General features: G+C 64.8%; 14 protein-coding genes. 7 read left to right on the forward strand and 7 right to left on the reverse strand.

Annotated features, from left to right (window positions below):
• Window positions 1–15 precede the first annotated feature (15 nt).
• Window positions 16–1128 (reverse strand): alpha/beta hydrolase, encoded by a 1113-nt coding sequence (locus CKW34_RS22290; RefSeq protein WP_059382778.1) that lies wholly within the window; start codon window positions 1126–1128, stop codon window positions 16–18.
• Between the two features lie 120 nt (window positions 1129–1248).
• A complete protein-coding gene (locus CKW34_RS22295) occupies window positions 1249–1857 on the reverse strand; it encodes a TetR family transcriptional regulator (RefSeq protein WP_059382777.1) in 609 nt (202 codons plus the stop codon).
• Between the two features lie 138 nt (window positions 1858–1995).
• Here CKW34_RS22295 and CKW34_RS22300 point away from each other — a divergent pair, with 138 nt between their 5' ends.
• From CKW34_RS22300 to CKW34_RS22310, 3 genes are all read left to right on the forward strand, one after another.
• Window positions 1996–2226, forward strand: coding sequence for a ferredoxin (locus CKW34_RS22300; RefSeq protein ID WP_059382776.1), 231 nt, complete (start codon window positions 1996–1998; stop codon window positions 2224–2226).
• Window positions 2227–2230: 4 nt separating this feature from the next.
• The gene (locus tag CKW34_RS22305; RefSeq protein ID WP_059382775.1) at window positions 2231–3514 is read left to right on the forward strand and encodes a cytochrome P450; all 1284 of its coding nucleotides are present in this window, start codon (window positions 2231–2233) and stop codon (window positions 3512–3514) included.
• A gap of 61 nt (window positions 3515–3575) precedes the next feature.
• The gene (locus CKW34_RS22310; RefSeq protein ID WP_059382774.1) at window positions 3576–4415 is read left to right on the forward strand and encodes a mycofactocin-coupled SDR family oxidoreductase; all 840 of its coding nucleotides are present in this window, start codon (window positions 3576–3578) and stop codon (window positions 4413–4415) included.
• A 51-nt stretch (window positions 4416–4466) separates the two neighbouring features.
• On the opposite strand, the gene CKW34_RS22315 is transcribed toward CKW34_RS22310, so the two are convergent.
• Window positions 4467–4664: a helix-turn-helix transcriptional regulator gene (locus tag CKW34_RS22315; RefSeq protein WP_059382773.1), complete on the reverse strand. Its 198-nt coding sequence runs from the start codon at window positions 4662–4664 to the stop codon at window positions 4467–4469.
• Between the two features lie 2 nt (window positions 4665–4666).
• The gene (locus CKW34_RS22320; RefSeq protein ID WP_059382772.1) at window positions 4667–5143 is read right to left on the reverse strand and encodes a hypothetical protein; all 477 of its coding nucleotides are present in this window, start codon (window positions 5141–5143) and stop codon (window positions 4667–4669) included.
• Window positions 5144–5291: 148 nt separating this feature from the next.
• Here CKW34_RS22320 and CKW34_RS22325 point away from each other — a divergent pair, with 148 nt between their 5' ends.
• Together CKW34_RS22325 and CKW34_RS22330 are read left to right on the forward strand one after the other, a co-directional pair.
• Complete coding sequence (locus CKW34_RS22325) at window positions 5292–5912, forward strand: class I SAM-dependent methyltransferase (protein ID WP_059382771.1); 621 nt, start codon at window positions 5292–5294, stop codon at window positions 5910–5912.
• A 98-nt stretch (window positions 5913–6010) separates the two neighbouring features.
• Window positions 6011–6523 (forward strand): DinB family protein, encoded by a 513-nt coding sequence (locus CKW34_RS22330; protein ID WP_229579730.1) that lies wholly within the window; start codon window positions 6011–6013, stop codon window positions 6521–6523.
• Between the two features lie 11 nt (window positions 6524–6534).
• On the opposite strand, the gene CKW34_RS22335 is transcribed toward CKW34_RS22330, so the two are convergent.
• On the reverse strand, window positions 6535–7149 hold the full coding sequence (locus CKW34_RS22335) for a YdcF family protein (RefSeq protein ID WP_059382769.1): 615 nt from the start codon (window positions 7147–7149) through the stop codon (window positions 6535–6537).
• 1006 nt (window positions 7150–8155) lie between these two features.
• Between CKW34_RS22335 and CKW34_RS22345 the strand changes: the two genes are divergently transcribed.
• Window positions 8156–9073: an RNA polymerase sigma-70 factor gene (locus CKW34_RS22345; protein ID WP_054717896.1), complete on the forward strand. Its 918-nt coding sequence runs from the start codon at window positions 8156–8158 to the stop codon at window positions 9071–9073.
• A gap of 101 nt (window positions 9074–9174) precedes the next feature.
• Window positions 9175–10362, forward strand: a complete 1188-nt coding sequence (locus CKW34_RS22350) for an NAD(P)/FAD-dependent oxidoreductase (RefSeq protein ID WP_059382800.1) — start codon at window positions 9175–9177, stop codon at window positions 10360–10362.
• On the opposite strand, the gene CKW34_RS22355 is transcribed toward CKW34_RS22350, so the two are convergent.
• Together CKW34_RS22355 and CKW34_RS22360 are read right to left on the reverse strand one after the other, a co-directional pair.
• Entirely contained in the window at window positions 10359–11132 is a 774-nt protein-coding gene (locus tag CKW34_RS22355) for a PASTA domain-containing protein (RefSeq protein ID WP_059382767.1), read from the reverse strand. The two genes, CKW34_RS22350 and CKW34_RS22355, sit on opposite strands and share 4 nt — an antisense overlap.
• Before the next feature lie 127 nt (window positions 11133–11259).
• Window positions 11260–14454 (reverse strand): type I restriction endonuclease subunit R, encoded by a 3195-nt coding sequence (locus CKW34_RS22360; RefSeq protein ID WP_059382766.1) that lies wholly within the window; start codon window positions 14452–14454, stop codon window positions 11260–11262.
• Between the last annotated feature and the right edge of the window lie 35 nt (window positions 14455–14489).

Consider the following 14489-nt stretch of genomic DNA (forward strand, 5'->3'; position numbering starts at 1 on the left):
CGAACTCGGAGCGACCTACTGTGCGGTGTGGTCGAATTGCCTTTCCAGGAAAGAGAGTTGGTCACACACGGCGCGTTCGAAGTGTTCACCGACGTAGATGTCGAAGTGGTCGCACACGTAGCTCTGAACCTGCACGTGCGCCAGGCCCTGTGCGTGACGCTTCGTGGTCTTCGCGGGCGCGGCCGCGTCGTTGTCGCAGACACACAGCAACGTCGGAGTGCTGAAACGAGCCAGCGCACGACCGGGTCGATCGAGCGGAAGACGCAGCGCCAGCCGGGCAGCGAGGGCGTTGGCAGCCTCGAATTCGCCGTTCGGACCGCGCAGTACACCCCAGATGCTGTCGCGGCCGACTCCGGTCTCGGGTTCTTCCTTACCGTCGATCTCCGTCGGCTCGATGTTCTTCGACAGCTGAGCCCGCACCGACGGAAGCCGTTTCAACACCGCGCTGGTGCGCCGCGAGAGCTGGGTTCCCGCGGGCAGGAGTGCAGTAGCGCCGGCGAGGGCGTCGGGTGAGGCCACGAACGCGGGCATCCAGGACGTCCCCGCCATCGGCAACAGGATCGGCTTCGCACCGAGCCACGACCCGACCGTGTCGAGAATGCCCGCCACTGTCAGCGCTACCACGCTCAGCGGGCCGGTCCGTATCCGCGCGCGCAACGACGCCGGACCGTCGGTGAAGGGGCACTGCGCCACGACCGCCGCGATACGGGTGTCCTCGGAGGCGATCCGAAGGACGTGACCTCCGCCGAACGAGCTGCCCCACAGGGCTATCCGCTTGACATCGACCTCCGGAAGTGTGCGCGCGAAGGCCAGAGCGGCATGCCAGTCGGCGCGTTGCCGGCCGATGTCGAGGATCTGACGCGGCTCTCCGCCGCTGGCCCCGAGGTGACGGTAGTCGAACACCAGCACCGACCACCCCGCGGCGGCGAACCGCTCCGCGTAGGCATCCAGCCGCATCTCCCGCACCGCTCCGAGACCGTGCCCCATGATCACCATCGGGCGCGGGCCGTTCAGGTCGGGTGTGGTGTACAGCCATGCCGCGCACTCGTCCTGGCCGGAGGCGAACGAGACCTCGCGCCGCTGCACCGCTGCTACCTCGCGCCGATCGGCAGATCCACCGATTTCCATGACTTGCACCCTCCCCGCTCCACCACCACATTCTTGGACACCATTCAAGAAGGCGTCACGATTAAGGTAAGGGGCGTCTTGGATGCCAGTCAAGAAGACGGCAGGTTTACGAGTCCGCAGTTAGGCGCTCTGACCGCGCTCCTCACGTTCCGTGGCCTCGTACCCCGTGGTCAGCCAATAGACCGCGCGATCGATCGTCGGCATGATGTCGGCGAGTTCGATCTGCCCTTCGAGGCAGCGGCCGACGAGCCCGAAGACGACGCTCGACAGGATCGACATCGACTCCTCGACGAAGACCGGGTCGACGTCCTCCAGGACGGCCATGCCGACGGGAATCACCTCGTCGAAGCCTCGCATGTGCAGCCCTTCCCACCCGGGTGCCGTTCTCACCCTGAAGTAGGCGAGAAGCATCGCGGGGTTCTTCTCCCACGGCTCGAAGATGGCGCGGATGACGCGCATCATCGCCGGATGCAAGCGCTCACCCGGCGCGCGCGGCTGCTCGACGAGGCCGGCGTGGTTCTCCTTCATCCAGTGCTCGATGGCGGCGAGGATCAGTTCCTCGCGTGTCGCGAACCGTTTGTAGACGGTGGACAGCGACATGCGCGTCCGGCGCGCGACCTCGCGCAGCTGGACGGCGTCGTAGCCACCTTCCTCCAGGAGTTCGATCACGGTCTCGAGCAGGCGTGATCGCGCCTCGTCCGGCCCATTCGGGATAGCGATAACACCCATCGTGAAAACATCCTTGCCGTCAAACGGTAACCACGTTATCGTGACCTAGGTAACACGGTTACACCCTACCCCGGTGGCGGTCACCCAGCCCGGCCACACCGTCACCGTTCGAACCCACATCCCCCTCCTGGAGCGCCGATGACGGGATCACCGAAGCGTCTGCACATCGATCGAGACCTGTGCGAAGCACACGCGTTGTGCATCGAGATCGCACCCGAGATCTTCGATCTCCCCGACGACGACATTGCGACCTGCGACGAGAACCCTCCCGAAAGCCTCTGGCCCAAAGCCCATTCCGCCGCCAGCGCCTGCCCTCGGCAGGCCATCGGCATCGTCGAGAACCTCCCCTCCTCCCCGAAAGGTCCGTGATCCGATGACCGACCTTGCATCCTCCGACTACTTCACCGACGGAGAGATCGCCCAGAGTCCGTTCGAGTACTTCGACCACGTGCGCAGTCGCAATCCGGTGTATCGGGAACCTCACCACGGGGTCGTGGTGGTCACCGGCTATCAGGAGGTGGTCGAGGGGTTCAAGAACAGCGAGGCACTGTCGGCGGTCAACTCGATCGGAGGTCCGTTCCCGCCGTTGCCCTTCGAACCCGTAAGCGACGACATTACCGAACAGATCGAGGCCCACCGTCACCAGTTCCCGATCTTCGAGCACATGGTGACAATGGACCCACCCGACCACACGCGCGCCCGGTCGCTGCTCGGACGACTCCTCACCCCGAAACGACTGAAGGAGAACGAGGAGTACCTCTGGAGACTGGCCGACGACGTCATCGACGAATTCATCGGTGAGGGCCGATGCGAGTTCCTCGGCGATTACGCAAAACCCTTCGCCACCATGGCGATCACCGACCTGCTCGGTGTGCCGGAAGAGGATCGCGAGGAGTTCCGGTGGGTACTCGGCGCCGGTGAACGGCCCGGCACGCGGGTCGGCGCACTCGATCACGAACCCGTCGGGATCAACCCCCTCGAATTCCTCGACGGACGTTTCGAGAAGTATCTCGCCGACCGTCGTCGCGAACCCCGTAATGACATCCTCAGCGGTCTGGCCGCAGCGACCTATCCGGACGGCTCGATACCCGAACTCCTCGAGGTCGTCCGACCTGCGACGTTCCTGTTCGCAGCCGGCCAGGAGACGGTGACGAAACTCCTCAGTTCGTCGCTGCGGGTGCTCTGCGAACGCCCCGAGTACCAGAAGATCCTGCGCGAGGACCGCAGTCTCATCAAGCCGTTCATGGAGGAATCGCTGCGCTTCGACAGTCCCACGAAGGTGGACTTCCGACTCGCTCGCAAGACCACGACCATCGGCGACGTCGAGGTGCCGGCCGGGACGGTCGTGATGCTGAGTCTCGCTGCCGCGAACCGTGATCCGCGTAAGTTCGAGGACCCGAACGAGTTCCGGCTCGATCGGAAGAACTCGCACGATCACATCGCATTCGGTCGCGGCCTGCACACCTGCGCCGGTGCACCGCTCGCACGCATCGAAGGGCACGTCACCCTCAACCGCCTGCTCGATCGGATGGAGGACATCCGCCTCAGCGAGCAGGCACACGGCCCGGAGGACGACCGCGTGTTCGCCTACGAACCCACCTTCCTTCTGCGCGGGCTCGTCGATCTGCACATCGAGTTCACCCGCAGCACGCAGTAACCCGGCAATCCCATGACTCTGCATCGCCCGACCGGACGGTGCACGAAACGAGAGGTGTTCAATGGCAGGAAGAGTCGAAGGCAAGGTCGCGTTCATCACCGGAGCCGCACGCGGACAGGGGCGCAGTCACGCCATCCGGCTGGCGCAGGAGGGTGCCGACATCATCGCACTCGACATCTGCGGCCCGATCCGGGAGAACGCGCAGATCGAACCGTCCACCCCGGAAGACATGGCCGAAACGGTCGAAGCCGTCAAGAGTCTGAACCGGCGGATCGTCACGGCCGAGGCCGACGTCCGCGACTTCGACGCCGTGAAGGCCGCCGTCGACAACGGCGTCGAACAACTGGGCCGTCTCGACATCATCGTCGCCAACGCCGGAATCGGCACCGGCGGGGCGATGCTGCACGAGACCGACGAGTTCGATTGGCGGGAGATGCTCGACATCAACCTGTCGGGTGTGTGGAAGTCGATCAAAGCCGGAGTGCCGCACATCATTGCGGGTGGGAACGGCGGATCGATCGTTCTGACAAGCTCAGTCGGAGGATTGAAGGCCTATCCCACCATGGGCCCGTACATCTCCGCGAAGCACGGGATCGTCGGCATGATGCGCACATTCGCCGTCGAACTGGGACAGCACTCCATCCGGGTCAACACCGTGCACCCCACCAACGTGAACACGCCGATGTTCATGAACGAGGGTGCCATGAAGATGTTCCGCCCCGACCTCGAGAACCCGGGCCCGGAGGACATGAAGGCGGCTACACAGTTCATGCACGTCCTGCCGGTGGGGTGGGTGGAGCCGGAAGACATCAGTAATGCCGTTCTGTTCCTGGCGTCCGACGAGTCCCGTTACGTCACCGGACTCACGCTCACGGTTGACGCCGGTAGTACGCTCAAGTGATCGGGCAAGTGGCCGAGCGGGTTCTGTCGGGGAATCCGCTCTGCCACTCCGTTATTCCTCGTCGGGTACGAAGATGTCCTCGATGCGACGCCCGAACAGACGCGCGATGCGGAACGCCAGTGGAAGCGACGGGTCGAATCGTCCCTTCTCGATCGAGATGATCGTCTGGCGCGAGACCCCGAGTTCGTCGGCGAGCCGCTGCTGCGACCATCCGTTCTCCGCGCGCAGGGCCGCGAGCGAGTTGCGCACCCTCAGCCCTTCCGACGCTGCACGGCGTAGCGCACACCGAACGACGCGAAGGCCACGAGAATGACCGCCATCAGCGCGTGCAGACCCTCGACCTCGATCGGAGCGAACGCCAGAGCAGTACATCCCAGCCCCGTGACGAGAAGGATGTCGGTGAAAGCGCCCGAGGCGGCTTTCTCGTACCAGGACGCCTCGACCGAATCCTCGGGCCGGTCCGCGGCACCTTCGAGGGTCGACCGATCGACGAGGAGCACCCACGCCAGCGCCGACAGTGAGGGTGCGGACGCCAGCGCGACCGCCACACCGGCGGCCACGGGATAGTCGGGCACCAACCCCAGTGAGGCCACCACCGCTCCCAGGACGGCTGTGGCCAGGATTCCGAGGGCGATCGCCGGCGGTACTGCGCCGATCCACCGCGACCCCACCCGCACCTTGCCCCACTTGCTCCGCCCTACCGCCGATCCGGCACCTCCGCTGTCCATCACCGCTCCCTTCACCGTAAAGCACGCTTTACATGTAAAGGTAACTTAACAGTGCGTTCGGTGCGGCAGGAACGAGGGGTTCCGTTCGGCCGGGCAGGTGTCATGATGGATCGAGCAGATCGAGACGCCACGAGGCGAAGGGACTGCCATGGGCCTCTACAACGATCACGTCGTACCGCGACTGGTGAACATCGCCTGTGCACCGTCGTTCACCGAAGCGAACCGCAAACGAGTGTGCGCCGGCCTGAGCGGCCGCGTCGTCGAGATCGGATTCGGATCCGGTCTCAACGTTCCCTACTACCCCACCACCGTCGAGGCGGTCAGCGCCGTCGAACCCGCGGACCTCGGATGGAAGCTCGCACGTCCGCGCATCGACGGTTCCCCCGTGCACATCGAACGATCCGGCCTGGACGGTCAGTCACTCCCGTTCGAGGACAACACCTTCGACAGCGCACTGTCGACGTGGACGCTGTGCACCATCCCCGATGCCGACGCGGCTCTGCGCGAGGTACGGCGCGTCCTTGCACCGGGCGGCACCCTGCACTTCGTCGAACACGGACTCGCCCCGGACGAGAACGTCCGGCGGTGGCAGCACCGGCTCGAACCGATCCAGAAGCGCGTCGCGGGTGGCTGCCATCTGACACGACGGATCGCCGACCTCATCCGCGGGGCGGGGTTCGAGATCCGCGAACTCGACACCTTCTACGAGGAGAAGACACCGAAGTTCTTCGGCGCGCTGTCGCTGGGAGTGGCGACACCGGCCGCGTAAAGGCGGATAACTGCACAGCAACGTTTGCACACTTCCGGGGACAGATACACGGTGTCGACATCGAGCATGTGTCCGCTATGTCCGCGATGATTGCGTGCATGCCCTCGGACACCCTGTCACTCGCCACGCGCACGCCGCTGAAGCAACTCGACCTGGTTTGGCTCTTCACGGAACAACACGTCCTGCCGCGGATCGACGAGGCTGCCGTGCACTGGGAGCCGTCGTCGAACTGCGTGGGCGTCCGACGGGTCGACGGTCGTCTCGTCGCCGACTGGCCGGACGAGACGGCCGAGGCCCTTCCCGAGCCCACGATCGCGTGGCTGCTCTGGCACATCGAGTGGTGGTGGACGAACACCGTGGCGGTCTGTAGTGAGGGAACTGCGGTCGGGCCGGCCGCCTACGAGTGGTCCGGCTCGACCGACCGCATCCGGACTCTTCGCACCGAATGGGCCGCGCTTCTCGAGACTGCCCACATCGAGAAGACGATCATCGGACTCATGCCCGAACCTTCACCTCTATGGGAAGTAGCCGGATGGGTCAACTTCGAACTGGCGAAGAATGTTTCGGAGATCAGTCAGGTACTGACGCGGAAGGCGAACACGTCGAGCTGATACTTCCGCCGTTACGCTGCGACGATGCCCGCGACCGGAATACGCGCGTCGACCGCCTGCCGGAAGTTGATCATCGCGCGTTCGAGGTGGTCGCGGTTCGTCACCAGCACAGCGCCCGTCGCTCGCCGTTCGAGCAGAACATCGTTGGTGAAGCGTGCGTTCTCGACGGTGGAGGTCGACTGCGATTCCTCGGTGATGCGTTCCGGCGGAATGCCTCGCGCGACCAGCCAGTCCTTCATGGCCTGCGCTTCGGTGACGCCGTTGCGCGGCACGCCACCGGTGACGACGATCGGCGATTCCGGATAGCGTTGCGCTGCACGGAGAGCCGCCTCGAGCCGTTCTTCGAGCACCGGCCGGATCTTGCCGTCCTCGGTGAGTCCGGCCCCGAGCACGACGAGATGCGTACCCCGCGGGTTCAGGTCGAGCATCAGCGGGAAGTGCGGTGTCAGCTTCTCGAGCTCGGTGCACGCGATGATCAGTGCGTCGATGGTTCCCTGGCACAGCGGGGTGACGGACAGTGCACCGTTCACGACGGTGTCGATTGCAGGAGTCGCCGCTGCCGGCCCCGTCGATACACCTACCGCGGCTGTGGCCGCGACTGCGGTCGCCACCACCGTGCGTCGCACAGCTCCCACGCGAGCCCCCTTTCTTCCCGGATGTCGGCCGTGCCGCACTGTGCCATCTCGACGCGCACGTGTGGAAAGTTGGGGCTCGACGCGAAGAAGTATCACCATAGGCCGCGCCGGATTCGATGACGGCTGACAATCGGCTTTACATCCGAACCACTAGTCTATCCATGAACAAGCGCGACAATCGTTGCAAGGGGCGCTATTCGGATGAATCGCTACGCTTCCCATCACCCAGGGCAGGCACGGGCAGAACGTGTGTTCGAGTTGACGACTTCGCACACCCGTGCGACCATCCCTCCACCGACCTGAATACAGGTCGACCCCGGAAGGTGCTACCAACACCTCACCGGGGTCTGGGCACACGACAGAAAGCGCTGTCATGCACCGTAGGGTGGAGTCTATCCACACGCCCTCGAGAGGCGTATTCCAGCAACGAGTCGCGAGCACATTCGTCCGCGCCGGCCGACACACACCCGCTCCCCCGGGTTCACACTCGACGTTCTGACTTTCCAGCCCTCCGATCCACCGTGATCGGAGGGCTCGAGGCGTTTCACCTGCATCGTCGCGCACGAGGGCCGTTCCGGTAGCCGAGGCGCGTCGACGCAGTTCGTCGCTCGTCTCCCACAGTCCGACGTCAGCGCGCCGACGCTGCGAGCCGGGGCCGTTCCCTGTCTCGAAACCGACTGGGCACCAGTATTCCTCGTCTCCACAGCTGGTGGTGGAGCACCCGATCGTGCGGGTCGACACGAACGACCGGGTCCAGTGCGAGCCGCACGTCCTTCGCGACGTGGGGCTATCCGTGCTGGCCGAGACGGTCTATCGGGGCATGGCGACCGGGCAGCCTTGGGGAAGGGGACGACGACTCAGGGACCCGAAGGGTCTCCGATCGGTCGAGGCAGCCGCCCGCAGGGCGCCCGCTTCGTACCTGATCGAATTCATCCTCGTTGCGCGAACCCCGGGTGGAGTGCTGTGATCGGAGCACGGGTCTACGGGAGGGGCCGACGTGACCGGCGTCGAAGAGTTCGAGAACCTGCGTCCACTGTTGTTCGCCATCGCCTACCGCATCCTCGGGAGCGTGACCGAAGCCGAGGACGCGGTCCAGGAGACCTGGGTGCGATACGAAACCTCCGGCGTCGAACCGGATTCGGCCCGAGCATTCCTGTCCACCGTCGTCACCCGGGTATCGATCAACATGCTCGAATCGGCGCGGGCGCGGCGCGAACGATATATGGGCGAGTGGCTGCCGGAACCGATACTCGAGGAGCCCTACGACGATCCGGCGCGCTCGGCCGAACTGCGCGAATCGATCTCGACGGCGGCGCTCGTGCTGCTCGAACGTCTCAGTCCGCTCGAACGCGCCGTCTTCGTGTTGCGCGAGGCATTCGGATTCGGCTTCTCCGAGATCGCCGAGATCGTCGACCGCTCCGAAGCGGCGTGCCGGCAGCTCGCGGTGCGGGCACGGCGCCACGTCGATCAAGGTTCGGCGCGGTTCGACACCGATCCGCAGGCGCACGAACAGCTCACCGCTCGATTCCTCACGGCCTTCCAGGACGGCGACGTCGACGCCCTGCGCGACCTGCTGGCCGCCGATGTACAGCTCGTCGCCGACAGCGGCGGCAAGACACCTGCCGTACGGAAGATCGTGGTCGGCGACGAGAAGGTGCGGCGGTTGCTCGCCTCGTTCGTCTCGCCCATGGCTCAGCTCGGCATGGTGCTCGAGTCCCACGAGATCAACAGGCTTCCCGGCCTGATCGTGCGGGACGCCGAGGGTGCCATCGTGCAGGTCATGACGTTCGACGTGACGGACGGGAAGATCGGTGCGATCCGGGTCCTCACCAACCCGGAGAAGCTCGCGCACCTGGGACGAGTCGCCGACGTGCGCGCCCTTGTCCAGCAACTGCGTGACCTGCAACGCCCTTGAATTCTGCCGATTGTTCGGCGCGGCATGTCACAAACGACAAGGCTGTCCGGTCCTACATGACGAGGGCTCCCGACGGAGCCAACGAACGGATCGGAGAAGCCATGTTCAACACACGCCCCCGTGTCGTCGTCATCGGCGGTGGATATGCCGGAACGGTCGCTGCCAACCGCATGAGCAGGAAGGCTGCGGTCACCGTCATCAATCCCCGGCCGCACTTCGTCCAGCGAACCCGGTTGCACCAGTTCGCGGTCGGCAACCACCATGCGTCCGGCGACTACCGCAAACTTCTGGCGAAAGGAGTCGACCTTCTGGTCGATACCGTGATCCGCATCGAACCCGGCACGCGCACCGTCCATCTCGCATCCGGCGGGACGGTCGACTACGACTACCTCGTCTACGCCGTCGGAAGTACCGCCACGAGACGGTCCACCGTTCCCGGCGTCGAGGAATTCGCGTTCCCGGTGGCCGAATTCGAGCATGCCGAACGCCTGCAGTACGCGCTGAGCAGCCTCGAACCCGATGCTGTCGTCACGGTCGTCGGTGCCGGGCTCACCGGGCTCGAAACAGCCGGCGAGCTGGCCGAACAGGGACGTCGCGTGCGCCTCGTGTGCAGCGGTGCCATCGGTCCGATGCTGTCCGAGAAGGCCCGTGCCGCAACCTACGAACGGCTCGCGGACCTGCAGGTCGAGATCATCGAGAACGCGCGCGTCACCCGCGTCGGACCCGACGGCTTCACGCTCGACGACGACACCGTCCTCGAGAGTGCGATCACCGTCTGGACCGCCGGATTCGGCGTTCCCGAACTGGCCCGCTCCAGCGGCTTCAGGACGGATGAACTCGGCCGGATCCTCACCGACGAAACGATGACCAGCATCGACGACGACCGCGTGATCGCCGCCGGTGACTGCGCGGCACCCTCGGGGGAGCCGGTGCGGATGGCATGCCAATCCGCCCTGCCCACCGGCCTGGCTGCGGCCGGCACGGTTCTCAGCCGAATCGCCGGTGAAGAGCCTGCGAACCTCGATTTCGGGTTCAACGGTGTCGGTGTGAGCCTGGGCCGGCACGTCGGCGTCGTCCAGTTCCACGAGCGGGACGACACCCCGAAGGAACAGGCATACTCCGGCCGAATCGCCTCGACGATCAAGGATCTCGGACTGAAGGCCGCGATGGCGGGCCTGCGGGTCGAGGCCCTACGGCCGGGAACGATGGGGTTCCTCAAGGGTGGCCGGCATCCGTCGAACACCGCCACCACCGAGGATCTCTCCCGCACGGAGCAGCCGATGGCCTAACACCCGCTGAATTCGCCCTCTTTCAGAACCGACAGCACTGGGTCGCCTTCACCGATCGATGCTCCCACCGAGGGAGTCTGGTCGACGACGACCCAGTTCCTGTCCCATACCTGCGCGCGTCCCTGACCGGTCGCGTCGACGCTCGTGGAATAGAACACGCCCGCGGCCTGGATGGTGTCTTGTGCCGCTTGAAGATCCATGCACACGACGTTCGGCATCACCGCAGTGGACGCGACAGCCCCGACCTGCGTGGTGGAGATCCTCGTTGCGGGAGTGGTTTCCGGAGCGACTGTCCGCGCCGTGGTGGCAGCCGACGTCGTGTACGACGTGGTGGTCGTCGGTGCGGCAGCGCGAGGAGTCGTACTCGCGTCGTCCTTCGTCGGCGAGTCCAGCCCGTCCGAGATGTCACCGATGATTCCCATGAGGACGATCAGTCCGGCGACGGCAGCGGCGATGACCACCCCGCGGCGGATCCTCGGAGGCTTCGGCGGCTCGGGCGGCGGCGCCATCGCCGCCCGCACATCCCCCGCGAGGAACGCGCGGTGGCCGGCTTCGGCGCGTGCGGCGATCGCGTCATGCTCGGCCTTGATGCGCTTCCGCCGATCGCGCAGCGGCTTGCCGATCGCGAGATATCCCAGGCCGGCCGCGAATGCCACGAACAGGATCGCGTCGGCCCCGTTGCCGTTGACTACTTCCACGATCGCCAGCCACAGCGTGATGGCGGCGAACATCCCCGCTACGACGCGCAGGTAGGGGACGACGAACTTCATGTTTCTCCTTCAACCCGACACCAGGCTCCGTGCGCCGCTGCTTTCCCGACCGCACACGTGCTGAATGCCCTCCTGAACTGGTGTCGGAGCGTCACCCCTCGTCGTTACGGGAGGCCGTTGATGGAGGTCATGCGGCCATGGTGGGTGCGATGGCCTCCATCTGCTCGATAACGAGCTTGGTAGCGCTGGTACGCCGGTCCGGCGGGTACTTGTAGCGCGCCAACAGCCGTTTGACCTGCGACCGCAGCTTCGCCTTGACGTCTTCACGCACGCTCCAGTCCGTCTTGACGTCGCGTTGCATGATCCCGATCAGCTCGCGCGCGATCTGGGCGAGCACGTCCTCCCCCATTTCGAGGAGGGCCGCCTCGCTCTGCGCGATCGCGTCGTACAGCGACAGCTCGTGATCACCGAGCGGCGGATCGAAACGTTGTCCTCGTTTCGCTTCGTCCTGCACTTCCTTGGCGAGCTCCACCAACGCGGCGATGATCTCCGCCGAGGTCAACTGACTGTTGGTGTACTTGTTCATGAGCTCACGGAGCTTCTGCGAGAACGCTCGCTGCCGGACCAGATTGTGACGCGAAACCTTTCGCGACTCGGAGGCGACGAGGTTGCGCAACGCTTCGATCGCCAACGACGGATGCTTCGCCTGCACGGTGCGTTCGAGGAAATCACCGTTCAAGTCTGCGAGCGAGGGCTTGGGCATCCCGGCAGCGTCGTAGATGTCGAGCACTTCCTCCGACTCGACGGATGCCGCCATCAAGGCCCGGAGCGCACGCTTGACGTCGTCGGGCACGGCGACGCCGTTCGCACGCCGTTCCTCCGCGTCACGCTTGGCCATCTGCACGCGCACCTCTTCGAAGAAGCGAGCGTCGCGAGCGAGCGGCTGGACGTCTTCGTGGGTGCTGCAGATCGCCCAGACCCGGGACAGTTGGGACGAATACTCGCGGTATCGGGTGGCGAGCGTCTTCTCGCCTTCACCGACCTTGTTTCCCGGGTTCTGATCGTCGCGGAGGAATGCAACGGTGGCGATAACGGTGTCGAGCCATGCCCGCGGTCCCGGCGCGTTGCGATGTTCGCGCCAATCGAATCCGTGGAGCATATTGTCGAGGATCGTCATGCAGTTCTTCACGGCATCGACGGCTTCGCCGACCGGACGTCCGAGGGGCTTGGTGTTCCGGTCGGACGCTGTGTACTCGGCCAGCGCTTCGGCGAGGTTGTCGGCGACCGGTGCGTACGCCACCAGCAATCCGTCCTGCTTACCGCGGAAGGTGCGGTTCACCCGTGCAAGAGTCTGCATCAACAACGCCCCCTTGAGGGGACGGTCGAGGTAGAGCGTGTGCAGCGGCGGGGCGTCGAACCCGGTGAGCATCATGTCCTTCACGATGACGAGTTCGAGCTCGTCATCGATGTCCTTGAGTCGCTTCTTGATCGCGGCGTTCTCGGAATCACGACGGACATGGTCGCTGATCGGCGGCTGGTCGGTAGCGTCGCCGGAATACACCACTTTGATACGTCCAGAGGACAGATCGTCCGCGTGCCAACCGGGACGCAGATCGACGATGAGCTGGTAGAGATTTGCGCAGATCTCTCGGGTCGCGCAGACGATGAGGGCTTTGCCAGGTGCGGTCGGGTTGTCGTCCGATCCGACGAACTTCGCCATCTGGCTGCGTCGGTTCTCCCAGTGGGTGACAAGGTCTTCCGCGAGCAGCTTCAATCGGGCCGGCGCACCGTAGACGGCATTGATGACGGCGACCGACTTCTCGATGCGGGCGCGCTCGGTGTCGTCGAGGCCCGCGGTCACCTCGTCTGCGGACGAATCGATCTGCTCTTCGGACACTTCCTCACCGAAGGAAACCTTCACGAGTCGGCTTTCGAAATGGACCGGCACGGTTGCGCCGTCCTCGACCGCTCGGGTGAGGTCGTAGATGTCGATGTAGTCACCGAAGACAGCCCGCGTATTGCGGTCTTCGAACGAGATCGGGGTTCCGGTGAACGCGATGAGCGTTGCGTGCGGAAGCGCGTCGCGCAGGTGCCGGGCGTAGCCGTCGAGATTGTCGTAGTGACTACGATGCGCTTCGTCGACGATGACGATGATGTTGCGTCGCGCCGACAATTGCGGGTGGCTGAGGCCGGCTTCCCGCTCTTCACGACTTTTGCCGAACTTCTGCAATGTGGTGAAGTAGATACCGCCGGTTGTGCGTCCGGACAGTTCCTGACGAAGCTCTTCGCGGCGTCGAATCTGCTTGGGTCGTTCCGGAAGAAGCTGCGATCGTGCGAAGGTCTCGTAGAGCTGGCCGTCGAGTTCGTTACGGTCGGTGATCACCACGATCGTGGGGTTGGCGAGCCTGGAATGGCGGATCACCTGATTGGCGTAGAGCTCCATCTCCATGGACTTGCCGGAACCCTGTGTATGCCAGACCACTCCGGCCTTGCCCTCCGAGGCGACAGCTTCCACCGTCGATCCCACGGCCTTGGACACTGCGAAATACTGATGGGGCTTGGCGATTCGCTTGACGAGTCCGTTCTCGCTCTCGTCGAACGCCGTGTAGTTGCGGAGCAACTGGAGGAATCGCTCCTGGTTGAACAGCCCGTAGAGCGCGATGTCGAGTTGATTATGGTCGCCGGTGGGTTCCACCGGTTGACCGTCGTCGTCGACATTCCACGGCGAGAAGTGCTCGAAGGGGGTGAACGGCGTTCCGTAGGCGGCGCCGACCCCGTCCGAAACGAGGCTGAGCACAGCGAACCGGAAGGCGAGCGGAAATTCGCGGAGGTAGGTCCGCAGCTGCGCGTGTGCATCCGTCAATCCGGCATACGGATTGCCGGCATTCTTCAACTCCACGACAGCGATCGGCATGCCGTTCAGATACAGGACGAGGTCGAAACGTCGTTCGTGGTCTCCACGGATCACGGTCACCTGGCTGGCGACGAACCAATCGTTGGCGTCGGGGTCGATGGACACCAGACGGATGGTGGGAGTCACCTGGACCCCGTTGTCGTCCGCGTACGAGACCTTCCGCAGACCTTCGGTGAGGTACTGGTGGATCTGCCGGTTCTCGGTGATGGCGTCGCTCGAACCGGCCGTGGCGACAACGGTCACGGCGTCGTCCACTGCGCTCGGAGGCAGAGCGGGGTTGAGGGTGGCTATGGCAGACCGCAGGCGCGCCGGCACGAGCAGTTCGTCCCAGGTAGCGCGTTCACCCGTGCCGGGAGCGATCTCGCTGCCCGGGATGTGACGCCATCCGAGTTCGCCGAGGGTCTCGAGCGCCATCTGTTCCCAGACGGATTCGGTGAGTCGACCCGGGAAGTCCAGTACATCTGCCATGCACACAACTTAGAAGCTGATCAACCAGGTAGCGA

Source organism: Rhodococcus rhodochrous (assembly GCF_900187265.1).
Classification (GTDB): Bacteria; Actinomycetota; Actinomycetes; order Mycobacteriales; family Mycobacteriaceae; genus Rhodococcus; species Rhodococcus rhodochrous.

Excerpts from the sequence above, each read along its gene's own strand:
- CKW34_RS22290 (WP_059382778.1), bottom strand. The coding sequence starts at position 1,128 with ATGGAAATCGGTGGATCTGCCGATCGGCGCGAGGTAGCAGCGGTGCAG.
- CKW34_RS22295 (WP_059382777.1), bottom strand. The coding sequence starts at position 1,857 with ATGGGTGTTATCGCTATCCCGAATGGGCCGGACGAGGCGCGATCACGC.
- CKW34_RS22300 (WP_059382776.1), top strand. The coding sequence starts at position 1,996 with ATGACGGGATCACCGAAGCGTCTGCACATCGATCGAGACCTGTGCGAA.
- CKW34_RS22305 (WP_059382775.1), top strand. The coding sequence starts at position 2,231 with ATGACCGACCTTGCATCCTCCGACTACTTCACCGACGGAGAGATCGCC.
- CKW34_RS22310 (WP_059382774.1), top strand. The coding sequence starts at position 3,576 with ATGGCAGGAAGAGTCGAAGGCAAGGTCGCGTTCATCACCGGAGCCGCA.
- CKW34_RS22320 (WP_059382772.1), bottom strand. The coding sequence starts at position 5,143 with ATGGACAGCGGAGGTGCCGGATCGGCGGTAGGGCGGAGCAAGTGGGGC.
- CKW34_RS22325 (WP_059382771.1), top strand. The coding sequence starts at position 5,292 with ATGGGCCTCTACAACGATCACGTCGTACCGCGACTGGTGAACATCGCC.
- CKW34_RS22330 (WP_229579730.1), top strand. The coding sequence starts at position 6,011 with ATGCCCTCGGACACCCTGTCACTCGCCACGCGCACGCCGCTGAAGCAA.
- CKW34_RS22350 (WP_059382800.1), top strand. The coding sequence starts at position 9,175 with ATGTTCAACACACGCCCCCGTGTCGTCGTCATCGGCGGTGGATATGCC.
- CKW34_RS22355 (WP_059382767.1), bottom strand. The coding sequence starts at position 11,132 with ATGAAGTTCGTCGTCCCCTACCTGCGCGTCGTAGCGGGGATGTTCGCC.
- CKW34_RS22360 (WP_059382766.1), bottom strand. The coding sequence starts at position 14,454 with ATGGCAGATGTACTGGACTTCCCGGGTCGACTCACCGAATCCGTCTGG.